Origin of the sequence: Streptomyces sp. ID05-39B (assembly GCF_033794725.1) — a bacterium.
GTDB classification, from domain to species: Bacteria; Actinomycetota; Actinomycetes; order Streptomycetales; family Streptomycetaceae; genus Streptomyces; species Streptomyces bobili.
On record NZ_JARGEF010000070.1, the window covers coordinates 1 to 24,455 of the forward strand.

The window sequence follows — 24,455 nt, forward strand, 5'->3', positions numbered from 1 at the left end:
CCCTCGGCGTCCGCCTCCGAGCCGTCCTCGCCCGACACGAAACAGCCGGCCAGAAGCGGGGTGAGAGCGAGCGCCGCGAAGAGGCCGCGGGAGGTCCTGCGCATCATGGTTCCTGTCGTGCGGGAGGTACGGTCGAGCGCCCCGACCCGGACGGGGCGACGGGGCCGACGCAGCATATAAGGCATGCCTTACTTCGCTTCAACCGGGTAGGTGAAATCTCAACCACCGAGATCGAACCGGTCCGGTCGGCCGGGGAGGCTGGTACGCCTGTCGACCGGGGTGGCCGTGCGTCAGGTGCGGCGCTCGGGGGGCGACGCGAGGAGGTCCTCGTACTGGACGAACAGGCGGGGGACAGGGGTCCCGGCAGGGGCATGGGTGCCCGCCTCCGCGAGCGCCGTCCAGCAGGCGGCCGTGAGCCGGCGGGCGTGGGTCCCCGGCCAGGGTTGCGGGAGGAGTTCGGGGGGCAGGAGGGGGTCCGGTTCCATGGCGTGGGTGAAGGCCGCGGCGAGCTGGATGGCCGTGGCCAACTGTTCGGGTCCCGTGGGGCGTTCCGGACGCGCGAGCCGGTCGAGGCAGGCCTGGGCGAGGCCGGCGAGGCGGTCGTGGCGGGCGGCGATGTCGTCCAGCGGCCAGAGTGCGGCGGCCAGGGAGGGCGGGTCGTCGACGCCCCCGACGCGCAGGTCGGTGCTGGTGAGGAACGTGACCATGTGGGCGACGTCGAGGTGGTGGGCCTGGGCCTCGACGAGTTTCTCGATGGGGTTCGCGCTGACGTAGAGGCCGCTCTGGACCGGGGCGGCGCCGAGGTGGCGCAAGGTGTCGCGGAGGGCGTCGCGGGACGTCCTGCTCGACTCGGGGATGGCGAAGGCGAAGAGGTGCCAGACGCCGTCCCAGGCGGCCAGTCCGTGGTCCTGACGGTAGGCGTGGCGGACGTAGGCGACGTTGGGGGTGATCGAGCCGGTGGCGTCGGCGACCGCCCTCAACAAAGCCTTGCGTCCGCGGCCTTCGTGGGTGAAGCGGCCCTCGGTGACGAGCCGCTTGACGCAGAGGCGGACCTGTTGGTCGGTCATGCCCAGGAGGCCGGCGACGGCGTACAGCTCACCGGAGTCGACGGTGCCGTCCTCGCGGACGAGGGCGTGGACGAGCAGTCGGGTGGGGACGGGCACGGGGGCGGTGCCGTCCGCTTCGGCCCGTGCGTTCGGCGGGGTGTTCGGGAGGGCGCTCATCGAACCTCCTGACAGTTCGTCGGGGCGGCCGGCGTGACGGGCCGGTGCATGGTGGTGACGGCACCGAAGCCCATCAGCCCGCGCAGGTACGGGGTCTTCTCGGTGTGGACGGCGACGAAGCCGTGCCGTTCGTACAGGGCGCGGGCACGCGGGTTGACGTCGATGACGTCGAGGCGGACGCGTCGGCAGGAGCGATCGGCGGCCACGGCGGCGATCTCGCGCAGCAGGAGGCCGCCGATGCCCTTGCCGCGGTGCTCCGGGGCGACGGCGATGCCGTCCATCACGAGTTCGCCGTCGGCGGCTCGCCGTTCCATCAGTGCGAGAACGGCCAGGCGGGGCAGTCCTCGCAGGGTCCCGTACGTGGACAGGACGTCGGCGGCGCCGCCGCCCGTCAGGCCGCGTTCGGCGAGTTGGTAGCCGGCCACCCCCGCCACCTCGCCGTCGACGACGGCGACCACACCCCGGTCGTGGTGGAGGTGGGCCGCGAGGAAGGCGCGGGCCTTGTCCGGGGGGTTGAGGGCGGCGCCGAGCTTGCGCCCGAAGGCCTCCCAGTACAGCGCGGCCACGCGCGTCTCACTGCCCCTGGGTACGCCCCTGCGCACCCCCGCACCGTCGACGTCCTGCGGCTCGGGTCCCCTCTTCGGGGGGTCCGTCGGCTCCATCGGTGTTCCTTCCGTGCGGCGGGCCGGGATGCCCCGCCCTTGCGCTATCGACCTTACTACGTTCATTCTTGAAACGAACGTATTGAACTTGATAGTTTCTTGGGGGGAGAGATGAACCGAAGAACGACGCCGCGTGTGCGGCGTCGCCGACGCGTCCTCGTGTGGTCGCTGGTCGCCGTCCTGCTGGCCGGCGCGGTGACCGGCGGTGTCGCGATCTGGCAGAACACCTACGCGCTACGAGAAGAGCGCGTCACCGTGCGCCACGACGGGCGGCTGCTGGACGGCGTCCTGGCGAGGCCGCTGCACGGCGACGGCCCGTTCGGCCTGGTGGTCCTCGTCCACGGTGACGGGCCCGTCGACGCCACCCACGACACCTTCTACCGGCCGCTGTGGGAGTCCTTCGCGAAGGCCGGCTACGCCTCGCTCTCCCTGAGCAAGCCCGGCGTCGGCGCCTCCCAAGGGGACTGGCAGGACCAGAGCATGGACGACCGTGCGCAGGAGACCCTCGCCGCGATCGCCTGGGCCCGCACACGTCCCGACATCGACGGCCGGCGCGTCGGCCTCTGGGGCGCCAGCCAGGCCGGGTGGGTGCTGCCCAAAGTCGCGGCCCGCGACCGCGCCGTCCGGTTCGTCATCGCGGTCTCACCGGCCGTCGACTGGCAACAGCAGGGGCGCTACAACCTCCTCGCCGAACTGCGCAGGGACGGCGCCACCCAGGACGAGAGACGAACGGCGCTGCGACGGCGGGAGAGGACCCTGCGCCTGCTGCGGGAGGGCGCGACCTTCGAGCAGTACCGCGCCGCGGTCGCCGACACCGACGGCATGACCGCCGCACGCTGGCGGTTCATCGCCAAGAACCACCGCTCCAACGCGAGCGAGGACCTGCGCGCCATGCGTGGCACCCCCACCCTCCTGGTGCTGGCCGGCCACGACGTCAACGTCGACGTCGCCGACACCGAGGCCGCCTACCGCCGCATCCTGCCGCCCGCCTCCCTGACGGTGCGGCACTACCCCGACGCCACCCACTCCCTGGTCGACAACGCCGTCGAGAACTCGCAGCCGCGCCTCACCCTGACCGCCGTCTTCGCCCCCCGGCGCCTGTACACCGCCGGATTCCTCGCCCACCAGCGCGACTTCGTCGCGCGGATCACCGACCGCAAGGGGACCGAGTGACCACCGCGACCACTGCGCCTCCGTCCAGGGCGGCCGGCGCACGCCTCGCCCACGTCGACGCCCTGCGCGGCTTCGCGCTGCTGGGCATCCTCATCGTCAACATCGGCTACCTGGCCTCCGCCTACCACGGCACGGGCCTGGAGGACCCCGGCTTCGCCTCGCCGCGGGACAACGCGGTCCGCTGGTTCGTCGCGGTGTTCTTCGAGGCCAAGTTCTTCCTGCTGTTCTCGTTCCTGTTCGGCTACAGCTTCACCCTCCAACTCTCCTCCGCCGAGCGGCAGGGAGCACGATTCGCCTCCCGCTTCCTTCGGCGCCTGGCCGGCCTGTTCACCCTGGGTGTCCTGCACGCGGTCCTGCTCTTCCCCGGGGACATCCTCACCACGTACGCGGTGCTCGGCCTGATCCTGCTTGCCGCCCGTCGGCTGCGGCCGCGTACGGCCGTGCGCGTCGCCGTCGCCCTCTTCGCCGTCACCGCCGCCGCGTACGCCGTGCTCGCGCTCCGCGTCCATGCGGCGGGTGGCTCCGGGGTGGACCCGGCCGCGGCGGCCGGTGCCGAGCGGGCCGCCGAGGCGCTGCGCGGCGGCCCGGCATCAGTGGTCGCCGCCCATCTGGAGCAGCTGCCCGACGTGCTGGTCCTGCTCGTCCTCTTCCAGGCCCCGGCCGCCCTGGCGGCCTTCCTCCTCGGCCTCGCCGCCGGAAGGCACCAGGCCCTCGCGGACATCGCCCGCCATCGCGGGACACTGGGCAGGCTCCAGTGGACTGGCTTCACGCTGGGGCTGCTCGGCGGTGCCGTGTACGCCCACGCGAGTCTGGAGCACCCGGGCGGCGCCTACCAGATCCTCGCCCTGGGCATCGACGCCGTCACCGCCCCGCTGCTGGCCGCCGCCTACGCCGCGACGGTTCTCCGGCTCGCCCGCGGCCGGCACGGGGACCGGCTGATCGCGTCGCTCGCCCCGGCGGGCCGCATGACCCTGACCAACTACCTCACCCAGTCCCTGGTCTGCGCCCTGCTGTTCACCGGCTACGGCGCGGCTCTCGTCGGCGACGTGCCTCCCCCCGGCGTCCTGGCCATCGCCCTCCTGCTCTTCACCGCACAGGCCGTCGCGAGCCGCTGGTGGCTGCGCCGGTACCGCTACGGCCCCCTGGAATGGCTCCTGCGCGCCTGGACGACCCTGACCCGGCCGCCCCTGCGCCGAGGCGAGCGCGCCCCGCGCTGACCGCTACCCGACCCGGTCCTCTTCGCGGTCGTCGCCGTGGTCCGACGTGGCCACGCGGGTGGTGAGGTCCTCGTCCGTGATGTCGCGGACCACCCGGCACGGTGTTCCGAGTGCGACGGTCATCGGGGGAATGCTGCGGCTGACGACGCTGCCGGCACCGATGACCGATCCGTAGCCGATACGGACGCCGGGCAGGACCACCACATTGCTGCCGATCCACACCTTGTCCTCGATGACGATCGGTTCGGAGAAGCGCCCGAAGTCGACCCGGCGCGAGGGATGCACCGGGTGCCCCGTCGTGGTCAGCGTCACGCTGGGGGCGATCATGACGCCGTCGCCTATGCGGATGTCGACGTCGTCGACGAACGTGAGGTTCACGTTCCCGAAGAAGTCGTCACCGAGGTGGACATTGCTGCCGAACCCGGCGTGGAAGGGCGGCAGCAGCACCGTGCGTTCACCGACCGAACCGAAGATGGCGAGGAGCAGTGACCGACGCCTCTCCGCCTCACCCGGAGGCGTGTGGTTGTACGCGAAAATCTGCTCCGTCCGGCGCCGGGAACTCTGGAAGGCCGCTTCCGGCTCGGTGTAGACGAGCCCTTCGGCGATCCGGGCGAGCACTTCTTCGTTGTACGCGTCCGTCACAGCGGGACGCTCCCTTCATCCGGTTCCGCGGGCACTGGACCGACCCGCTCTCCCGGGCGAAGACTCCCCTGCAGGCAGTCCGTCAACCGTCCGGTCCGGCTCGGGGGAGATCGCGCGTCCCTGATCCCCTGACGCCGGCCGGGTGGTGGGGCAGGCTGGCCGCATGGGCCGTGAGGATCTGACGAACGCGACATGGAATCGGCTGGAGTCGTTCTTACCGCGCGGTGGTGCGCGGGGGAGGCGGGGTGATCACCGGCGGCTGACGCACGGGGCGCCGTACTGGTCGCCGTACGGCACGAGGGCGGGCCTGTGACCGGCCGGCCGGCGTCCGCGGTGCTGCCCCCACCGCTGCGCCCGTGGCTCGGGACGGCTGCGGCCCTCGCCGCGCTGGTCGTCGTCGTGCTCGGCATCCTGTACGCCGGCCACAGCGAGCCGGGCAGGGCGGACAGGTGGATCGTGCGGCCGACGGCGGACAGCGTGCGGCCGCCCCTGCGGTACGCCGCTCTGGCCACGGACTTTCTCGGGGAGCCCGCCGGAGCGGTGATCCTGGTCGCGGTCACGGTGACGGCCTGTCTGCTGCTTCGGCGTCCTCGCGCGGCCGTGCTCGCCGTCGCCGCCGTCGGTATGGCCGTGGGGACGGCGACGCTCCTCAAGCGCCTGGTGGGACGCACCATCCACGGCGACGCCAACCTGTCCTATCCGAGCGGGCACACCGCCTTCCTCACCGCGCTCGCCCTCGTGGTGGCGCTGCTCGCGACCTCCCGGCTCGGCCTGGGCAGGACGGCCGGCACGTCACTCGTGTTCGCCGCCGCGCTGGTCGCCGGCGCCACCATGGGCTGGGCGCAGGTCGCCCTCGGCGCGCACTACCCGACCGACGTCCTCGGCGGCTGGTGCACCGCGCTGGCGGTGACCCCGGCGACCGCGTGGCTGACCGACCGGGCGGCCGACCGGCTCGCCGAGCGGACCGCCGACCGGACGGCCGACACCGGTCGGCGGCAGCCTCACTGAGGAGGCGTCACATCAGGCCAGGCGGCGGAACACGGGCTTCACCGGCCGCCCGGCCACCCAGGGAGTGGGGTCGGCCGCGTCCAGCGCCTTGCGGTACACGGCGCAGGCCTGGGCCACCACCTCCACGGTCCGGTCGATGTCGGCGTCGTCGAGCGCGCTGCTCACCACGAACGACGGGGCCAGCACCCCGCCCGCGAGGAGTTGGCGCAGGAAAAGGGTGCGGTACTCCTGCGACGGCTGCCCGTTCTCGTCGAGGGTGGCGTAGACCAGGTTGCTGGCCCGGCCCCGGACGACGACGTGGTCGCCGACGCCCATGGCGGCCGCGGCGTCACGGACACCGGCGGCCAGCCGCTCGCCGAGGGCGTGCAGCCGTGCGGTGACCCCCTCTTCGACGTAGGTGGTCTGCACGGCCATCGCGGCTGCCAGGGAGTGCGTCTCGGCACCGTGCGTCGTGGACAGCAGGAACACCCGGTCGCCGGAGTGGCGCAGCCCGCCCAGCTCCATCAGGGCGCGGCGCCCGGCCAGCGCGGACACGGCGAACCCGTTGCCCAGCGCCTTGCCGAACGTGGAGAGGTCGGGCACGACGCCGTACAGGCCCTGGGCGCCCGCCTCGGACCAGCGGAAGCCGGTGATCATCTCGTCGAAGACCAGTACGCAGCCGTGCCGGTCGGCCAGCTCACGCAGGCCGGCGAGATATCCGGGCGGCGGCTCGGTGTGGGTGGCGGGTTCCAGGATCAGGCAGGCGACCTCGTCCCGGTACCGGGTGAGCAACTCCTCCGTGGCGGCCAGGTCCCCGTAAGGGAACGCCACCGTCAGGTCCTCGGTCGCCGCCGGGACCCCGGCGTTCATCGGCGTGGTGCCGATGAACCAGTCGTCGACGGAGAAGAACGGATGGTCGGCGCAGAGAGCCACCCGCGCACGCCCGGTGGCCGCGCGGGCGAGGCGCACCGCGGCGGTCGTGGCATCGGAGCCGTTCTTCGCGAACTTCACCATCTCGGCGGTCGGCACCGTCGCCAGGAAGCGTTCCGCGGCCTCGACCTCCACGACGGACGGCCGCACGAAGTTGCTGCCGCGGTCGAGCTGCCGTCGCACCGCCTCGGTCACGCGGGGGTGGGCGTGGCCGAGGCTGACCGACCGCAGCCCGGAGCCGTACTCGATGTAGCGGTTGCCGTCGATGTCCCACACATGGGCGCCGTGGCCGTGGCTGATGACCGGGGCCAGGTTCTCCGGGTACTGGTCGTCGCCCTTGGCGTACGTGTGCGCGCCGCCGGGGATCAGGGCGTGCAGCCGCTCGTTCGCCGTCCGCGACCGGGGCAGCCGGAACTCTTCGGTGGGTTCGGTGTCCACGCGGGCCTCAACTCTCTCGGTGCTTCAGGACCTCGGCGAGGCCGGGGGCCTCCCGGTCCCGCTGGGACATCGATGTGACCGGCAGCGGCCAGGGGATGGCGAGCTCGGGGTCGTCGAAGGCGATCGTCACGTCCTCGGCCGGATCGTGCGGCCGGTCGATCCGGTACGAGGTGTCGGCGGTCCCGGTCAGCGCCTGGAAGCCGTGCGCGCACCCCGCCGGGATGTACAGGGTCGCCTGCGTCTCGTCGGACAGCTCGAAGAAGGCCCGGCCGCGATACGTCGGGGAGTCGGGCCGCAGGTCCACCACGACGTCGAAGATCCTCCCGTACGAGCACCGCACGAGCTTGGCCTCGCCGGCGCCCGAGCGCAGGTGCAGGCCGCGCAGCACGCCCCGGACCGAGCGGGACAGGCTGTCCTGGACGAAGGCGCCCGGGTCGAGGCCCACCGAACGGATCACGTCGGCGTCGAAGGTGCGGCAGAAGAAGCCGCGTTCGTCGGCGTAGGGCGTCGGCTCGAACAGGTACGCGCCGGCGATCGCCGCGACTTCGGTCGCCTTCATGAGGCCTCCCGCAGGGTGTGGACGTGGTCGGCCGCCGGGAAGAGGGCCGCGGTCAAGGCGGTGAACTGGTCACCGAGTTGCCGGGTGGCGGCCAGGTTCCGCTCGGCCAGGGTCCGCCGCAGCTCCGCCGACCTCCCCTCCAGCGACCGGAACTGTTCGAGCAGCCGGTCGGCGTCGACCTCGCGCGCCGGGTGGCAGTACGCGCCGAGCCCCATCGACTCCATGAGCGCGTCGCTCTTGGCCGCATAACTGAGCGCCAGCGTCGGCGTGCCGGCCTTCAGCGCGCAGACCAGGTTGTGATAGCGGGTCGCCACCACGGCGTCGGCGGCGGCCGTCTCCTTCATCAGGTCGGCCAGCGAGGCCGCCTCGGCGGCGGTGACCAGCGGCGAGTCCACCGCGTCGAGGATCGCGGCGACCACCGCGGCGTCGCACCCGTCGCCGGTGAGCAGCCGGACCGGCCTGCCGTCCTCGACCAGCGCGCGGACGAACCGGGTCGTCCCGTCGAGGTAGCGCCGGTGGATCTCCTCGGCCCGCGCGCGGTCGTCGTTGCCGCCGTGGAAGTCCATGACCCCGACGCAGACCGGGCCCGGCGGATCCGGCGGACCCGAGGGCGCGCTCGCCGACGGCGTCGGCAGGGCGAAGGCGAGGTCCGGGTAGACCTCGTCGCGCGAGGTGTCCACACCCATCGCCCGCATCGCGTCGCGGGACAGCGCGTCACGGTAGGACCGGTACGCGGCCAGCCGCGCCGACCGGCGCACCAAAGCCCGGGTGGGCCGGTCGCTGATCGTGTCCGCGCCCACGCCGACCAGCGCCACCCGGGTGCGCAGCAGCCGGCCGGACGCGCAGAGCAGGAACAGCGAGTAGGGAAAGCCCCACGGCCGCAGCGGCAGCGTGGCCTCCAGGACACCCATGCCCGGCACGATCACCACGTCGTGCCGGCGCACCCAGGCGGCGGTGCGCACGGCGTCGACGAGTTTGCCCAGGCCCTTCCCGGCGATCGCGCCCGCACGTGACGCGGTCCGGTACTCCCCGCGGTACCAGTGCAGCCGTGTCGCGGGGATGCCGTAGCGGGCCGCGACGACCTCGGGCCCGCCGCACAGCGCGTCCACCACCGCCTCCGGGTGCTCGGCGCGCAGGTACCCCAGGACGGCCTCCAGCGATCCGTCGTTGCCGAGGTTGCCGGAGCCGAGCAGGCCGAACACTCCCACGCGGACAGCGGTCACGCCTGCCTCCCTTCACGGCCGGCGACGACCGCGTCGACGGAGACGTCGAGCCGGCCGGGGTCGACCGGGGCCCGGTCCTCGACCCGCTCGCCGGCGCCGGGCCGGACCCGGCTGGTCATCCACGCGGCCAGGTGCCGGTAGCACGCGCGCCGGTCTGCCGGGGTCAACGGCGCCCGCCGGACCGCCGAGACGAAGCCCCAGACGTACTCGGCCAGTAGCCGGGGCGTCGGGTGCAGCGGGCCCGCCCGGCGCGGGTCCAGGTTGACGCAGCGGGAACGCTTGGACGGGTTCGCCCGCTCGGCGCGGGTGGGGTGGTCGCGGCGGAAGTACAGCAGCTCCGGCACCTGGTGGAAGGGCCCGTGCAGGGTGATCTCGGCGACGAACGTGCGGTCCGCGTGGTGGTAGCTGTCGTGCGGCTTCACCCGGCGCAGCACGTCGGCTCGCATCACTCCGTAGAAGTCGTCGCCACCGGGCTCGAACAGCAGACTGCCAAAGCGCTCCGGTGCGTGGGGCGAGTCGGTGGACAGCCCGTACTCGTACGGCACCTTCACCCGGCCGTCGCCGTCGATGACCGCCTGGCCGCTGTGCGCGAGGATCACGTCCGGCCGCTCGTCCAGCGCCTCGACACAGCGCAGCAGCAGGTCCCGGGCGTACAGGTCGTCGTGCGAGGCCCACTTGAACAGCTCGCCGCGGCACTCGGTGAACACGTAGTTGTGGTTCGGCGCGGCGCCGATGTTCCGGGTGAGCCGCACGTACCGGACGCGTGAGTCCTTCGCGGCGTACCGGCGGCAGATGTCCTGGGTGCCGTCCGTCGAGGCGTTGTCGGAGATGACCAGCTCGAAGTCCTCGTAGGTCTGGCCGAGCAGGGCGTCGAGCGCCTCGGCGAGGTACTCCTCGCCGTTGTACACGGGCAGGCCGATACTCAGCCTGGGTTGCGCGGTCATGAGGTCCTCACTTCGGGAATCGGGTTGTGACGGCGCTCGCGCAGAGCGGAGCGCAGGTGCAGCCACCACACGGCCGAGCTGCACACGGTCGCGGCGGCGACACCCCAGGCCGAGCCGGCCGTGCCGGCCACGGCCGCCCCGCCGAGACCGCCGCCGACATAGCAGGCGGAGGCGAACAGCTGGCTGCGCAGGCTGCGCCGGGCCGCGCCGAGCGCGCGCAGTCCGGCCGCCGCGCCGGTGCCGAGGCCGGCGCCCGCGACGCCGAGCGCGGCCGGCACGATGAGCGCCGAGGCGGAGTCCCAGACGTCACCGAGCACCAGCTCGCCGAGCCTGCCCGGCACCAGCAGCAGCGCCGCGCCCCAGAGCAGCGCGGCGACGGCCTGCCCGGCGCCGAGCACGAGACAGAACCCGGCCAGCCGGTGCGGGGCCCGCCGCAGCACCCGGGCCGCCTCCGCGACGGTGACGAGGGACAGCCCCATCAGCACGGCGAGGAACGGGCCGAGCAGCAGCTCGGCGCCCCGGATGGCCCCCACCGCGCCGACCCCGACGATCGCGCCGAGCCCGTACGCCCGCAGCTGGCTCGCGCCGCTGACGCCGACGTTCTCGACGAGGTACCGGTAGCTGAGATCGCGCTGCTCGCGCAGCCACCCGCGTGCCCCGGTCATCCGGGGCCGGATGCCGGACTGGAGGCAGCCGTACCCGGCGGCCACGGTCGCGGACGCGCCCCAGGCCAGCACGAAGGCGGCCACGCTGCCCTGACGGGCCGCCACCACCAGAGCCGGGACGAGGGCGACCCCCCACACGAGGTCGTTGACGAACGCCTTCCGCCCGGTGCCGGCGGCGAAGAACGAGTACCGCCAGGCGTCCTGGAGCAGCAGTCCCGGCAGCATGACACCGAGGCAGGCGAACGCGGCCCCCACGCGACCGCCGACGGCGAGGCCGGCCACCAGACACGCCACGCCGATGGCGGCACCGACGCCGAGCGCGGTACCCGACGACCGGGCCACCGCCCCCCGCCAGGAGGCGTCCGGCACCCCGCTGAAGCGCACCACGAGCGGGTCGGTGGCCAGGCCGCGCGACACGCTGAGTACCACGCCGTAGGTCACCCAGGCCAGGCTGAACACGCCGAACGCGGTCACGCCCAGCGAGCGCGCCACATAGATGCCCACCGCGAAGTTGGTCATGCTGGAGGCCGCCTGGTCGGCGAGGCCCCAGGACAGCCGGCCGACGAGGGCCCGCCGGGCCGAGCCGGCCGGCCTCGTCGCTTTCTCCCCCTCGGTGGTCATCGGCGTCATGCCTTGATCAGCCCGGCGCCGTGCAGCGCGTCGGCCGCGGCGGCGACGGCACCGAACGGCAGCCGGGACCGCTCGGCGACGTCCAGCAGACTGTGCTCGCCGTCGGACAGGTTGAGCACCCAGAGCATGGCCAGCTGGGCCTGCTTGGTGTCGCTGCGGCCACCGAGCGCGTCGTACAACCCGCGCCGGCCCAGCTGCGGTTCGCCGTAGGGGCTGAGGTTGACGTACTGCCGGTTGCGGTCCAGGACGGCGAACGCCTCACGGCAGACGGCGAGGGTGTCCGCCATCGCCTCCGGGGAGACGAAGTCCGGGTTGTCCGCCGAGGTGTGGTACTCGGGGTAGCCGGCGTACGGGGTGCGGGTGAGCGAGCCCACGCCGAGATCGAAGCCGGGCGAGCAGTATTGGCGCTCGTCGTAGCCGTACGGAGTGAACTCGGTGACGTGGTGCGGGCGTTCGGAGGCCGCCAGTACGTGGCGCATCACCCGGTCGATATCGGCGTCGCCGCGCCTGCTCTGTTTGTACGTCAGCTGCCCCCGGTCGCCGGCGCAGGCCAGCACCAGGCCGTGTTTGACCCGCTCCACCCGCTCGGCGTTGCGCGCCAGCCAGGTGATCGCCCCGATGGTGCCGGGCGCGAAGATGAACCGGTAGGTGTAGTACGGCGTTCTCCGGGCCAGCGCCTGGGCCAGGAACGTGGCCACGGCGATGCCGGCGAGGTTGTCGTTGGCCAGCGAGGGGTGGCAGACGTGGCAGGAGACGATCACCTCGTCGGGGACCTGCCCGGGGACCACGTGTTCGGCGTAGGTGAGGTGGCCGTCGGCGAGGGTGGAGTCGATGTGCACCTCGTACTCGCCGTCGGGCATCGCGTCCAGCGTCTCCTGGGCCAGGCAGAACCCCCATGCGGGCTTGTAGTAGCTGGTGCGGTACGGCACCCAGCTCGGTTGCTCGGGCAGGGTGTGCAGGTGTTCACGCAGCTCCGCCAGTGGCATGGTCGCCGAAACCGGCACGCTGTAGCCGAGCACGTGCAGGCTGGACGCGGCGAAGTCGACGACCCGGTGGCCGGCGGCGTCGGCGATGTACGCGTCGCGGATGTTCCACTCCTGCGGCACCGTCCAGTCGAGCACCTGGGTCCCGGTCGGTACCTCGTGCACCTGGAGCGGGATGTACTCGCCGACGATGTCCAGGGTGGCGCGCACCCCGTCGCCCGTGATGCTCCGGCACAGCGGGTACAGCCGCTCCACCAGCGCGTGCATCTCCTCGCCGGGCGCTGTCATCGGCGCCACCGCAGGGTGTCGTCGACGGTGCCCGCGTCGGACGCGGCGCGCAGCACGGCGAGCCGGGTGAAGCGCCGCTCGAAGTCCTCCTGGGTCAGCCCGTGTTCGCGGTAGGCGTCGGCGAGTTCGAGCGCGCCACGCTTCACCGTCCACTCGCAGTCGAAGCCGGGTACGGCGGCGCGGAACCGGGCGAAGTCCACCCGGTACGACCGCGGATCGGCCCCGTTCTCCCCGGTGATCACCACCTTCGCGCCGGACACCGCCTCGGCGACCTGCTCGGCGATCTCGGCGACCGTGACGTTGTTGACCTCGCTGCCGATGTTGAACGCCCGGTCGTGGACCGCTTCGCGCGGCGCGGTCAGCGCGGCCGTGAAGGCCCGTGCGATGTCGGCGGCGTGCACCAGCGGGCGCCAGGGCGTGCCGTCGGAGAGCACGAGGACCTCGCCGGACAGGAGGGCGTGGCCCACCAGGTTGTTCAGCACGATGTCGGCGCGCAGCCGGGGCGAGTAGCCGAAGGCGGTGGCGTTGCGCATGTACACCGGGGTGAAGTCGTCGTCGGCCAGGGCGTGCAGTTCGTCCTCCACCCGCACCTTGGACTCCGCGTACGGGGTCACCGGGCGCAGCGGGGCGTCCTCGGTCACCAGGCCCTCACCGCCGGCCGCGCCGTACACCGAGCAGGTGGACGCGTACAGGAAGCGCCGCGCTCCCGCGTCGCGGGCAAGCCGGGCGAGGCGTACGGAGGCGTGGTGGTTGATGTCGTAGGTGAGGTCCGGCGCCAGCGACCCCAGTGGGTCGTTGGAGAGCGCGGCCAGGTGGATCACGGCGTCCACCCCGGACACGTGTTCGGCCGTGACATCGCGCAGGTCCACCCGGTGCCCCCGCGGGTCGTCGGGCGCCGGGCCCAGGACGCAGTCGGCGAACAGGCCGGCGTCGAGGCCGACGACCTCGTGCCCGGCGGCCGTGAGGACCGGGGCCATCACGGTGCCCAGATAGCCCTGATGTCCGGTCAGCAGTACGCGCACAGTTCATTCCCCCAGGTCGAGAGTGAGTTTGGTGACGGCGAACGCCTCGGCGTAACGCGCGTGGCATTCGATGCCGCGGATACGTGCGAGACCGAGGAAGGCCTCCCGGTCGTACCAGGGCCGGTGGCGCTGCGAGGCGTAGTGCTCCTGCAGCAGCCGTACCTTCTCCTCGGCGGTCTCCGGCGACAGTGGCTGGTAGGCCGCCATCCGGCCGAGATCACCGTCCCACTTGACGATCTCGTAGCCGAGGACCAGGTGGTTCCGGAACGCGGTCGGTACCAGCTTCGCCAGGCCGCGGTGGTCCTGGTGCGCGTCGTCGGTGCGCGGGGCGAGGACCAGATCCGGGTCGGCCCGCTCGCGCAGTTCCTCGACCGCGGCCTTGGCCTCGTCCCAGTGCACGGGCAGTCGGCCGTCCGGCAGCTTGTGCACGGTCAGCCGCAGGTCGGCGCCCGGACAGAACGCGGCGAGCGCGGCCCGCTCCTCCTGCTCCCGCTCGCCGCCGCCACCGGAGAGCACCAGCGCGTCGACACGGACCCCAGGACGCGCGCGGCACAGCGTCAGCAGCGTGCCGCCGGCGCCGATGGCGATGTCGTCGCAGTGCGCGCCCACCGCGGCGATCCGGTCCAGGTTCCCGGCGCCGAGCCGGATCACGCCCGCACCCCCGCGCCGTCCCGTTCCCACACGGCCCATGGGCGCTCACCGCGGGCATAGGCATCGTCGAGCGCGGCCCGCTCCTTCACGGTGTCGGTCGGCTTCCAGAAGCCGCGGTGCTGGTGCGCCACCAAGCGGCCCCGCTTGGCGAGTTGGGCGCATCCGTCGGCGACCAGGTCCCCGTTCTCCGGTATGTGGTCGAAGACCTCCTGCCGGAGCACGAAGTAGCCGCCGTTCTCCCACAGCGGCATGTCGCTCACCGCGGTGATGCCCCCCACCAGGCCGTCCTCGCCCAACTCCACACAGTGGAACGAGGACTGCGGCGGCACCACCATCATCGACGCCCCGGCGTCACGCCGGGCGAACCGGCCGATCATCTCCGGCAGCGGGGCGTCGGTGAGCACGTCGGCGTAGTTGGCGAGGAACATCTCGTCGCCGTCCAGGTGGTGCCGTACCCGGCGCAGCCGCTCCCCGATCGGTGACTCGATGCCGGTCTGCGCGAACGTGATCGTCCAGTCCGCGATGTCGGTGGACAGCAACTCGGTCCGCCCGCCCCGCAGCACGAAGTCGTTGGACGTCGTCTCCTCGTAGTGGAGGAAGAAGTCCTTGATGTGGTGGGCCCCGTAGCCGAGGCACAGGATGAACTCCGTGTGCCCGTAGTGCGCGTAGTAGCGCATGACGTGCCAGATCAGCGGTCGCGGGCCGACCATCGCCATCGGCTTGGGCACGTCGTCGGAGGTTCCGTTGCGCATGCGCATGCCGTAACCGCCGCAGAACAGAACGACCTTCATGCTGTGCCCTTTCGAGACGCGACCTCGACGACGCTCAGTTCCGGGATGGGAAAGACGAGCCGGCCGCCCCAGTCGTGCACGAAGGACAGCTGCTCGACCAGCTCGGCCCGCAGGTTCCACGGGAGGACGAGGACGTAGTCCGGTTTGTCGGCGGCTATCTGCTCGGTTGGCAGGATCGGGATGCGGGTGCCCGGGGTGAACCTGCCGTGCTTGTAGGGGTTGCGGTCGACCGTGTACGGCAGCAGGTCGGGCCGGACGCCGCAGTGGTTGAGCAGGGTGTTGCCCTTGCCGGGGGCGCCGTAGCCGACGACGGTCTCACCGCGCTCGGCCGCCTCGATGAGAAACCTGAGGAGGTCCCGGCGCACCTTCGCCACCCGGGCGGAGAACTCGGTGTACCCCGACAGCTCCCGCAGCCCGGCGGCCTTCTCCCGGTCCAGCACGTCGGCCACCCGCCGCGTCGGCTCACCGGCCACCTCGGCCGGCCGGGCCCACAGCCGGACGGAGCCGCCGTGCGTGGGCAGCAACTCGACGTCCACGAGGGCGAGTCCACCGCTGGCCAGCGCCCGCATCGCGGAGGCGACCGTGTAGTACTGGAAGTGCTCGTGGTAGATCGTGTCGTACTGGTTGTCCTCGATCAGGGTCAGCAGGTGCTGCACCTCGATGGAGACCCAGCCGTCGTCGGCGACCAGGGCGCGCAGCCCTCTGGTGAACCCGACCACGTCGGGGATGTGCGCGTACACGTTGTTGGCCACGACCAGGTCCGCCGGGCCGTGCTCGGCGCGGACGCCCGCACCGGTGTCCGGGTCGAGGAACTCGGTGAGCGTGGGCACCCCCGCGTCCCGCGCCGTGGCGCCGACGTTCACCGAGGGCTCGATGCCGAGGCAGCGGATCCCACGGTCCACCACATGCCTGAGCAGGTACCCGTCGTTGCTCGCGACCTCGACCACGAACGCGTCGGTGCCCAGAGCGAGGCGCTGCACGGCGTCGGCGACGAACGTGCGCGCGTGCTCCACCCAGGAGGTCGAGTAGGACGAGAAGTACGCGTACTCCTTGAACGTCTCCTCCGGCGTGATCAGCGGAGGGATCTGCGCGAGCCAGCAGTCGGTGCAGACCCGCAGGTGCAGCGGGTACGCCGGTTCCGGCAGGTCCAGTTGGTCCGCGGCGAGAAAGCTCTCACATGGTGGCGTCGCCCCGAGATCGACGACGCTCGCCATCGCCTCCGAGCCGCAGAGTCGGCATCGTGTCATGTGCTGTCCCCATCCCCCCTGCTCGCGCGGATGTCCCCGCCGCGAGCCAGTGCTGACCGTCCCGCGATCGCGGTGCGGTACCCCTCCAGCAGGCGCTCCAGCCCGACGGCCGGGCTGAAGCCCTGCTCGTAACGGCGCCGGGCCGCCCGGCCCATCTCCCGGTTGCGGTCCGGCTCGGCCGTGATCCGGCGCAGGCAGTTCGCGAGCGCGGCCGAATCGCCCGGCTCGTGCAGCAGCCCGGTCACCCCGTCCTCGACGAGTTCGACGAAGGCGCCGTGACCGGCGGCGACGGCCGGCACCCCGGCCGCCATCGCCTCGACGACCACCAGGCCGAACGCCTCCAGCCACGTCGAGGGAGCCACCACCGCGACCGACCTGGCGACGGCCTGCCGGCACTGCTCCGCGTCGTACAGGCCGACGTGGCGCACGTCGTCACGGCCCGCCGCCCAGGCGGCCACCTCCCGCTCCAGTGGCCCCGTCCCGGCGATCACGAGCGGCACGCCCACACCGCCGGCGGCGGCGATCTCGTCCCAGGCGGCCATCAGCAGCCGCACCCCCTTGGCCTCCGCGAGCCGGCCGAGATACAGCAGATGCTCGCCGGGGCCCGCGCGGACGGCACCCGGGTCGGGCACGAAGTTGTGCTTGACCGCCAGCCGCTCGGCCGGCATGCCGGACCGCACCAGGACGTCGCGCTGCGCCGCGGAGATGCAGAAGAACCGCTCCACGCCGGACCACCAGCGCCGCCGGTTCACCGACAGGCTGACCGCGAGCGGCACCGTCGCCAGCCGGGAGTTCCGGTAGCAGCCGTGCCGGACGGCGGGCAGCGGCGTGGCCCCGACGCACTCGGTGCACGGGCGGCCGTCGCGCTGCAGCGTGCCGGGCGGGCAGACCTGGGTGTAGTTGTGCAGCGTGGCGACGGCGGGCACACCGGCGTCGGCGCAGGCGGCCAGTACCGCCGGCGACAGGAGCGGGAACACGTTGTGGACGTGCACCACGTCCGGCCGGTCGCCGCGAAGCCGCGCGGCGAGTTCGCTGCGGACGGCAGGGTTCCACGGCACCAGCAGGGCCACAGCGGCCTTGCCCGGCAGGGACCGGGCGGCGATGTCGTCGCTGCGCCGCTCGAACACCTCGACCCGGTGCCCGGCCCCGCGCAGCAGCGCCACCTCCTGGTCGACAACCCTGTTCTCCCCGCTCGGCTGCGCCGAGGCGTAGCGGTTGTGCACCACGAGGATGTGCATGCTCAGGTCACCTCCGAACTCTGGGCCCATCGCGGGACCGGGCGTCCGGGGACTTCCGGTGCCGACGAGGGAGCGGCGGCCGGCACCGTCAACAGCGAGGCGGCCACGGCCAGATGCAGCAGATAGGGCGAGGCGTCGCCCAGCCCCGCCTCGGTGTACGAGGCGATCGCGCAGTAGCTGATGAGGAAGATCGCGCAGGCCCTCGGCAGCGACGGTGGCCGCAGCAACGCGACGCCGCCCAGCACGACGATGACCGCCGCCACCAGCGCGACGCCGGTCATGCCCTGCTCGTGGTACACGGCCAGCCAGCTGTTGTCGATGGGCAGCCCGCCGAACGACTTGTCGCCCAGGCCCGCCCCGAACAGGTGCTCCGAGGTCGTCCGGGGAGCTGCCAGCAGGGCGTCCCAGACCTTGGCCCGACCGGTCAGGCTGGTGAAGTTCTCCTCGCTCTGTCCGCGCAGGAACCAGGCCCGCAGGGCGGAGCCGAACCCCACCGCGGCCACGGCGGCGCACAGCACCGCCCAGGCGAAGAACCTGCGGGCGGCGGCGCTGGTCAGGAAGAGCGAGCCGATCGCCAGCACCAGCCCGATGAGCAGGCCGAGCGTGGCCGTCCGGGTATGGGTCAGCGCGAGCAGGACGAGGGCCGGCACGATGACCACCGCCGCGCTGACCCGGTCGGTCCTGCGGCCCAGCAGGAGCAGCACGGCGAGCCCGATGATGACCGCGGCGTACTGTCCGATCTGCGGCGGGGTGAGCGGCCACAGCGCGCCGACCAGCCGGCCGCCGTAGAGCTCGGGCATGGCGGTGCCCGGTGAGAGGACAGCGCCGGCGGCCACCGACGCGAGGACCGCGAAGTACATCCGGATGTGGTGCCGGACGAATGTCAGGCCCCCGTCCCACCAGCGGCTGAGCAGCCACAGCGTGCCGACGAAGAGAGCCAGCCTGGCGCAGCGGAACAGCGCCCCGAACCCGGACTCCAGGTCCGCGCTGGAGATCACGCTCGGCACCAGCAGCAGGGTGAGCAGGAACACGAACGCGCTGGCCCGGATGCGCAGCCGCGGATTGACCGCGAGCGCCAGCGTGAACGCGACGGCCAGCGCGCCCATGGTGACCATCTGGATGAGGGAGCGGGGGAGCGGCACGATGGTCTTCGCCCCGGTGGAGCCGAGCGTGTTGAGGATCAGCAGCCCCCAGGCCGTCCCGACGATCTTCGACGTGTGGTCCGTGCCCATCTCAACCACCGTCCCGTGCGCCGAAGGTGCTGCCCGCGTCCTGCCGGTACGGCGTGCCCTGCCACTGCCAGGAGTCGAGGATCCGGCTCGGGTCGTGGATGACGAACTTCCACGCTCCGACGTAGACGTTGTCGTGCCAGCGGTTGTGCTGCTCGCGGGTGATCGCCTCGGACACCCGCTCGCCCTGGTACGGCGACCAGTTCGGATAGGTGCCGTAGTTGGCGAGCACGGCCATGCGGTCGCACTTCACCGTGCAGTCGACGACGGACTTGTCCAGCACGAAGCGGTTGCCGCGGATGTCGACCCGCTGGGTCTTCCACCGGCAGTCGGCGTACAGCGGGGCGGCGGCGATTCCCGGCTGCGCGCAGCGCTTCCTGTCCTTGACCAGCAAGGTGCAGTCGCCGGACGACGTGTTGGCCGGGCTGTTGCAGAACCGGTCCGCGTTCTCCCACAGGGTGATCCCGGACCAGTTGTTCTCCAGGACGTTGCGGTAGACCTCGATCCTGTCCGTGCGGGCGCGGATCCGCGGTTCGCCACCGGACTCGGACAGGTAGACGGTCGCGAAGGGGAAGTTGTCGCCGCGGTCCGCGTACTTTCGGCCCTCGACCCAGTTGTTCCGCCGGATCGTGTTCTCGCGGATGACCGCGTTGTAGCTGGTCTCGTAGATCAGCGCGGCGCCGTCGTTGTCCTCGAACACGTTGTCCTCGATGAGGAAGTCGTTGTTGTTGGTGTCCGCCCACACCCCGGTTCCGCGGTTGTCGTGGACCCAGTTGCCGCGTATGTCGGCGCCGTCCACGGCCCAGAACTTGATACCTCCGGTGCATCCGCAGCCGGGCCGCTGCCGCTCCCAGTCGTCCGTGTTGTTGCCCACGATCTCGTTGCCCTCGACCACCAGAGCGTTGAACCGGCCGTCGGCCTTGTACGCGTTCATGCCGTACTGGCCGTTGCCGCGCAGGCAGCTGGTGCTGACCCGCTGGCGGGCACCGGCCATCAGCCCGGCGCCGGAGTTGTGCTGGATCGTCGCGTGCTCGATCACCCACCCGTCGGCCGAGTCATGGTTGACCACGCCCTCGTCGTGCGGTGCGACGAACCCCTGCACGGTCAGATGGCGGATGGTGACGTCGCGGGCCGGGCCGCCGAACGCGTACTGGTTGGTCCTGCGCCCGTCGAGCACCGCGCCCGGCCCGCCGAGGTAGGTGTTGCCCTCCTTGGGGATGACCTGGGCGTAGCGGTCCGACGGGAGCGTGTGCCGGCCCGGTCGAAGCCAGAACATGGTGCCGGGGGGACTGCTGGTGGTCTTGGCGGCCAGGTCACCGGGCACCGCGGGGTCGACCGTGACCGCGCCCGCCGGCGCCTTCGCCGGCCCGGCCGCGGGCCTGGCGCACACCCCGGCCACGGGTGCGGACGGCGCGGCCGTCGGCTTCGGCCGTGCGTCCGGCGTGCCCTCACAGCCCGCCGCCGTCAGGGCCAGCGCCAGCAGTGCCGACGGCAACGCGCAGAGCCGCCACTTGATCCCCACGTGTCCCCCTAGCCGCGGAACCCGAGCACGGTGGTGAACCCCTGCGCGCCGTCGGCGAAGCCGGTGCCGACCAGCGTGGTGGCGGGTTCCTTGCGCCCGAAGCCGGGGGAGTACCAGCCCAGCGGCGGGTCGGTCTCACCGCGATGCGCCCGCCAGGACAGCTCCCCGGGCAGGTCGAGAGCCGCGGAGCGGTCCTCGCCGTCCCGGGTCCAGGTGAGCACGGCCCGGTTCCCCACCAGGTCCGCGGCGATCGCCGGGCCGAGATGGAACGCCAGCCGCACGGCCCGGCGAGAGCCGTGCGGGCCGCGGACCTCGTCGATCACCCGCAGCTCCCGGCTCACGGCCGTGAGCTCCACGCGGCGGCGGTGCACGGCGTGCTGGTAACCCTCGTGCTCGGCGCACCAGCGGGCCGTCCCCCCGTCGGAGGTGCCCGAGGTGGCCGCGACCAGGACGCGGCTGCGGGCGTGCCGGGTCCACAGGAACGGGCCGCCGGAGACGGACTGGTCACCGCCGTCCAGTTGCAGCGTGTTGTGGCCGAGCGTCGACCGGAAGTACTGCCGCCACTCGGGCTGCCCGTGGTAGCAGTACGTCCCGGGGTCGGCCAGCACATCGACCCCGTCGTGGCGGACCTCCAGCGACAGCGCGTCCGCGTGAGCATGCGCGGCGATGGACAGGAAGCCGTGCGGGCCGCCGTCGCAGCGGCACCAGATCTCCGCCGGACCACGCAGGATCGTCATGCCGGCGTCGGCGAAATGGTCCGGCCGGCTCACCGGACGGGACACGGCCGGCGCGGTTCCCCCTTTCGCGTACGGCCGGATGAGCGCGGCCAGCAGCGGAGTGCGCACATCGGCGGCGGGCACCGCCGGCCACCAGTCGAGCCGGCCGAACACGGCGTCCCCGGTGGCCAGCAGTGAGGCCCAGCGGTCGGTTTCCGGGCCGTCGACGACCAGACCGTGCCCGTCGTCCGCGTCCCCCTGCCTCGGCGGCCGCAGCCTGTTGTCCACGACGGCCGCGAGCGCATCGGTCATCCGCAGCAGCACCAGCCGGACCGACGCCGGGACCGGTACGCCCGCGGCGTCCGCCTCGGCCACCGCGGCCAGACCGAGTTCCAGCACCAGCCCGTGATACTCGCTGGCCAGCTCACGGTTGAGGCCGGAGCCGAAGGTGTTGCGTTTCAGGTGCCGCGCCAGCGACCGCAGCGCGTCGGCCCGCCAGCGCGCCGAGGAGGGGAACCACCCGAACGCGCAGGCCGCGGCGAACTGCCCGGCGGCCTCGGCGATGATGTGGTTGTTCGCCGAGGATCCACGGCTGGGGAACGCGGCCAGCCAGCGCTGGTGATGCCAGATCTGGTGGCGCGCCACCGGGTTGGCCTCGAACAGGGCGGCCACGCCCGGCCAGCCGTCGAGGAGCCGGCGCACCCACACCCAGGACAGCAGCCGGACCCCCAGCTCGATGCCGCTGGTCCAGTGCACGCCGCGCAGCGGTGCGTTGGCCGACCACCACGACCGCAGATGCCCGGCCACGCGCTCGGCGTAGCGCTCGTCCCCGCTGATCGCGTAGGCGGCGGCGAGCACGGTGAGGTACTGATGCCGCGACAGCTCCCAGATCTGCTTGATGTCCCCGACCGCGTCCTCGTCGCGGTACGGCACGTCGAAGGCGTAACCCCACGGAGCCCGGCGCCCGGTCTTCGGGTCGTACCACCAGTCCGGGTCGGCCAGGTCGTCGCGGACCACCCCGAAGTACTCGGCGTGCCCGGCCATCAGCCGGTCCGCCTCGGCGAGGAGACGCTTCGCCGCGTCCGGCGGCACCGCGGCGATCGCCCCCGCGGGCAGTACGGCGGTGAACCGGGCGCCGGTCACGCTCGGGCACTCCGGCCGCGCCGAGCGCCACCGCCGCCTGCGCACCGCGTCGCCCATCCGGCCGCCGACCTCCCGCGGACCCATCCGGGACAGCCGCCGCAGGTACCAGCCCGGACTCCCTGAGCTGACCGTCATCGCGCCCCCGCCAGCGTCACCGGCGCGCCGCCGGCCAGGCCGGCCCGCACCGCGAGAGTGGCCGCGGTGGTGGCGACCAGCGACTCCAGCGGCACCGGCATCGGCCCCCCGGTCCGCACGGCCTTGACGAAGGCGGCCAGCTGGGCGGACTGGCCCTTGTCCCGGGCCTTGGGCAGCCGCGAACTGAGCCACTTCCCGGGTCCGTGGACCGAGGCACGGACGAAGTCGTCGAGCCGCAGCACCTTGCCGTCCGCGAGAAGGTCCAGCGTCTCCTTGGGGAAGCCGGGCGCGCCGGTGGTGACGTAGCTGATGGTCGCGGTGGACCCGTCCGGGTAGCGCAGTACGACCTGGAGGTCCTCGTTGCCGGACGTGGCGACCGCGTACACCGAAATCGGGTCGGCCTCCAGCAGCCAGCTCGCCGTGTCGATGAAGTGCCCGCCCTCACCGGCGAACCGCGAGCCCTCGGTGCCCTGCCGGAGGTACCAGCTGCCGTGCTGCAGCCGGCCCGCGTTGACCAGGTAGCGCAGGCTCGCCGGGCCGGTCCGGGCACCGAACTGTTTCCTCGCCTCCTGGAGCAGCGGCGCGAACCGGCGGTTGAAGCCCACCTGCAGCCGGTCGTTGCCGGACTCCTCCACCGCCGCGAGCACGCCGGCCAGCTCGTCCTCGGTGAGCGCCAGCGGCTTCTCCACGAAGACGCTCTTGCCGGCCAGCAGCGCCCTGCGGGTCAGTTCGGCGTGCGAGCTGTGCCGGGTGACCACGAACACCGCGTCGACGGACTTGTCGCCGAGCACGGCGTCGAGATCGGTGGTCGCCCCGGCGAAGCCGAACTTGCGTTGCGCGTTGGCCGCGGACAGCGACGTCGTGGTGACGACGGTCGCCAACTCGACGCCGTCACGCCGCGCAAGGTGCGGCAGCAGCATCGACGTCGCGTAGTTCCCCGCGCCGACGAACGCGAGCCGCACCGGCGTCCTGGCCGCCCGGACCGGACTCGGCTTCCTGCCTGCGGTGGGTACGGCCGCCGCGGGCACAGCCACCACCGGAGCCGCCGCCTCGCCCGCCTGCTCGGGGTAGCGGAAGAGCACGGCGACCGCCTTCAGCTCGCCGTCCTTCAGGCTCCGGTACGTCTCGACGGCGTCATCGAAATCGGCGATGTGGGAGACCAGGGGCTCCACGTCGACGCTGCCACGGGCGAGCAGATCGAGGAAGCACGCCAGGTTGCGGCGCTCGGTCCAGCGCACGTAGCCGATCGGATAGTCGCGCCCCTCCAGCTCGTACTCCGGGTCGTAGCGCCCGGGGCCGTAACTGCGCGAGAAGCGGACGTCGAGCTCCTTCTCGTAGTACGCGTTCCACGGCAGGTCCAGGCGGCACTTGCCGATGTCGACGACCCGGCCGCGGTCCCGGCACAGCCGGGCGGCCAGCTCGACGGGCTCGTTGCTGCCGCCGCCGGCGGCCAGGTACACCTGGTCCACTCCGTGACCGCCGGTGAGTTCGGCGACGGTCGCTTCCACGGCCGGGGAGGCGGGATCGCCGCAGGCCGTGGCGCCGAGCCGCTCGGCCAGCTCGCAGCGCACCGGGTCGGGGTCGACACCGACGACGCGCACCCCCGAGGCGGCCAGGAGCTGCACCACCAGCTGCCCGATCAGCCCGAGGCCGATGACCAGAGCCACTTCGCCGAGCCGTGACTCGCCCTGACGGACGCCCTGCAACGCGATCGACCCGACGGTGCCGAAGGCCGCGTGCCGCGGCGCGAGGCCGTCCGGCACCGGGGCGTAGAGGTTCTTCGGCACCCAGTTCAGCTCGGCGTGCAACGCGTGCTCGTTGCCCGCGCAGGCCACGAGGTCACCGGCCTTCACGTCATCGACGCCGGCGCCGACCTCCTCCACCACCCCGCACAGCGAGTAGCCCAGCGGCGTGTAGGAGTCCAGCTTGCCCATCACCTTGCGGTAGGTGGCGGGCACCCCGTTGGTGGCCACGCTCTGCATGACCTTGGCCACCTGGTCCGGCCGGGAGCGGGCCTTGCCCACCATCGACATGCCGGCCTCGGACACCTTCATCAGCTCGGTCCCGGTGGAGATCAGCGAATAGGCGCTGCGGACCAGCACACCGCCCGGCTTGCACCCCGGCACCGGCACGTCGAGCAGCGCCAGTTCGCCGCTCTTGTAGTTCTGCACAACCTGTTTCACCCGAAGTCCTCTTG

General features: G+C 72.6%; 21 protein-coding genes. 3 read left to right on the plus strand and 18 right to left on the minus strand.

Translation table 11 applies throughout. From position 1 onward, the window contains the following. Positions 1-290: 290 nt before the first annotated feature. Both P1P75_RS17445 and P1P75_RS17450 read right to left on the minus strand, forming a co-directional pair. The gene (locus tag P1P75_RS17445) at positions 291-1,223 is read right to left on the minus strand and encodes a PaaX family transcriptional regulator C-terminal domain-containing protein (RefSeq protein ID WP_319256247.1); all 933 of its coding nucleotides are present in this window, start codon (positions 1,221-1,223) and stop codon (positions 291-293) included. Next, entirely contained in the window at positions 1,220-1,885 is a 666-nt protein-coding gene (locus tag P1P75_RS17450; protein WP_319256249.1) for a GNAT family N-acetyltransferase, read from the minus strand. The genes P1P75_RS17445 and P1P75_RS17450 overlap by 4 nt, the downstream gene beginning before the upstream one ends. Before the next feature lie 111 nt (positions 1,886-1,996). On the opposite strand from P1P75_RS17450, the gene P1P75_RS17455 reads away from it, so the two are divergent. Beyond that, complete coding sequence (locus tag P1P75_RS17455) at positions 1,997-3,058, plus strand: CocE/NonD family hydrolase (protein WP_319256251.1); 1,062 nt, start codon at positions 1,997-1,999, stop codon at positions 3,056-3,058. Then, entirely contained in the window at positions 3,055-4,275 is a 1,221-nt protein-coding gene (locus P1P75_RS17460) for a DUF418 domain-containing protein (RefSeq protein WP_319256253.1), read from the plus strand. Before P1P75_RS17455 ends, P1P75_RS17460 begins: the two co-directional genes overlap by 4 nt. A 3-nt stretch (positions 4,276-4,278) precedes the next feature. On the opposite strand, the gene P1P75_RS17465 is transcribed toward P1P75_RS17460, so the two are convergent. Continuing rightward, positions 4,279-4,917, minus strand: a complete 639-nt coding sequence (locus P1P75_RS17465) for a sugar O-acetyltransferase (RefSeq protein ID WP_319256255.1) — start codon at positions 4,915-4,917, stop codon at positions 4,279-4,281. Between the two features lie 309 nt (positions 4,918-5,226). On the opposite strand from P1P75_RS17465, the gene P1P75_RS17470 reads away from it, so the two are divergent. After that, positions 5,227-5,925: a phosphatase PAP2 family protein gene (locus tag P1P75_RS17470; RefSeq protein WP_319256257.1), complete on the plus strand. Its 699-nt coding sequence runs from the start codon at positions 5,227-5,229 to the stop codon at positions 5,923-5,925. A 12-nt stretch (positions 5,926-5,937) separates the two neighbouring features. On the opposite strand, the gene P1P75_RS17475 is transcribed toward P1P75_RS17470, so the two are convergent. The 15 genes from P1P75_RS17475 to P1P75_RS17545 are packed head-to-tail and all read right to left on the minus strand — an operon-like array spanning position 5,938 to position 24,441. Next, the gene (locus tag P1P75_RS17475; protein ID WP_319256259.1) at positions 5,938-7,272 is read right to left on the minus strand and encodes a glutamate-1-semialdehyde 2,1-aminomutase; all 1,335 of its coding nucleotides are present in this window, start codon (positions 7,270-7,272) and stop codon (positions 5,938-5,940) included. Between the two features lie 7 nt (positions 7,273-7,279). After that, positions 7,280-7,831, minus strand: a complete 552-nt coding sequence (locus P1P75_RS17480; RefSeq protein ID WP_319256261.1) for a dTDP-4-dehydrorhamnose 3,5-epimerase — start codon at positions 7,829-7,831, stop codon at positions 7,280-7,282. Next, a complete protein-coding gene (locus tag P1P75_RS17485; protein WP_319256264.1) occupies positions 7,828-9,054 on the minus strand; it encodes a polysaccharide pyruvyl transferase family protein in 1,227 nt (408 codons plus the stop codon). Before P1P75_RS17485 ends, P1P75_RS17480 begins: the two co-directional genes overlap by 4 nt. Continuing rightward, complete coding sequence (locus tag P1P75_RS17490) at positions 9,051-9,998, minus strand: glycosyltransferase family 2 protein (protein WP_319256267.1); 948 nt, start codon at positions 9,996-9,998, stop codon at positions 9,051-9,053. The genes P1P75_RS17485 and P1P75_RS17490 overlap by 4 nt, the downstream gene beginning before the upstream one ends. Continuing rightward, positions 9,995-11,284 (minus strand): hypothetical protein, encoded by a 1,290-nt coding sequence (locus P1P75_RS17495; protein WP_319256269.1) that lies wholly within the window; start codon positions 11,282-11,284, stop codon positions 9,995-9,997. The genes P1P75_RS17490 and P1P75_RS17495 overlap by 4 nt, the downstream gene beginning before the upstream one ends. Positions 11,285-11,289: 5 nt before the next feature. After that, positions 11,290-12,573, minus strand: a complete 1,284-nt coding sequence (locus P1P75_RS17500; RefSeq protein ID WP_319256271.1) for a DUF4910 domain-containing protein — start codon at positions 12,571-12,573, stop codon at positions 11,290-11,292. Continuing rightward, positions 12,561-13,586: an SDR family oxidoreductase gene (locus P1P75_RS17505; protein WP_319256273.1), complete on the minus strand. Its 1,026-nt coding sequence runs from the start codon at positions 13,584-13,586 to the stop codon at positions 12,561-12,563. The genes P1P75_RS17500 and P1P75_RS17505 overlap by 13 nt, the downstream gene beginning before the upstream one ends. A 3-nt stretch (positions 13,587-13,589) precedes the next feature. Beyond that, complete coding sequence (locus P1P75_RS17510; protein WP_319256275.1) at positions 13,590-14,237, minus strand: PIG-L family deacetylase; 648 nt, start codon at positions 14,235-14,237, stop codon at positions 13,590-13,592. Further along, entirely contained in the window at positions 14,234-15,028 is a 795-nt protein-coding gene (locus P1P75_RS17515; RefSeq protein WP_319256277.1) for a glucose-1-phosphate cytidylyltransferase, read from the minus strand. The genes P1P75_RS17510 and P1P75_RS17515 overlap by 4 nt, the downstream gene beginning before the upstream one ends. After that, the gene (locus P1P75_RS17520; RefSeq protein WP_319256279.1) at positions 15,025-16,275 is read right to left on the minus strand and encodes a class I SAM-dependent methyltransferase; all 1,251 of its coding nucleotides are present in this window, start codon (positions 16,273-16,275) and stop codon (positions 15,025-15,027) included. The genes P1P75_RS17515 and P1P75_RS17520 overlap by 4 nt, the downstream gene beginning before the upstream one ends. Continuing rightward, positions 16,272-17,513, minus strand: a complete 1,242-nt coding sequence (locus tag P1P75_RS17525) for a glycosyltransferase (RefSeq protein WP_319256281.1) — start codon at positions 17,511-17,513, stop codon at positions 16,272-16,274. The genes P1P75_RS17520 and P1P75_RS17525 overlap by 4 nt, the downstream gene beginning before the upstream one ends. A 2-nt stretch (positions 17,514-17,515) precedes the next feature. Beyond that, positions 17,516-18,745: an O-antigen ligase domain-containing protein gene (locus P1P75_RS17530; protein WP_319256283.1), complete on the minus strand. Its 1,230-nt coding sequence runs from the start codon at positions 18,743-18,745 to the stop codon at positions 17,516-17,518. A gap of 1 nt (position 18,746) precedes the next feature. Then, positions 18,747-20,264, minus strand: coding sequence for a right-handed parallel beta-helix repeat-containing protein (locus P1P75_RS17535; protein WP_319256285.1), 1,518 nt, complete (start codon positions 20,262-20,264; stop codon positions 18,747-18,749). Positions 20,265-20,272: 8 nt separating this feature from the next. Then, positions 20,273-22,258, minus strand: coding sequence for an alginate lyase family protein (locus tag P1P75_RS17540; protein ID WP_319256287.1), 1,986 nt, complete (start codon positions 22,256-22,258; stop codon positions 20,273-20,275). After that, entirely contained in the window at positions 22,255-24,441 is a 2,187-nt protein-coding gene (locus tag P1P75_RS17545; protein WP_319256289.1) for a bi-domain-containing oxidoreductase, read from the minus strand. Before P1P75_RS17545 ends, P1P75_RS17540 begins: the two co-directional genes overlap by 4 nt. Between the last annotated feature and the right edge of the window lie 14 nt (positions 24,442-24,455).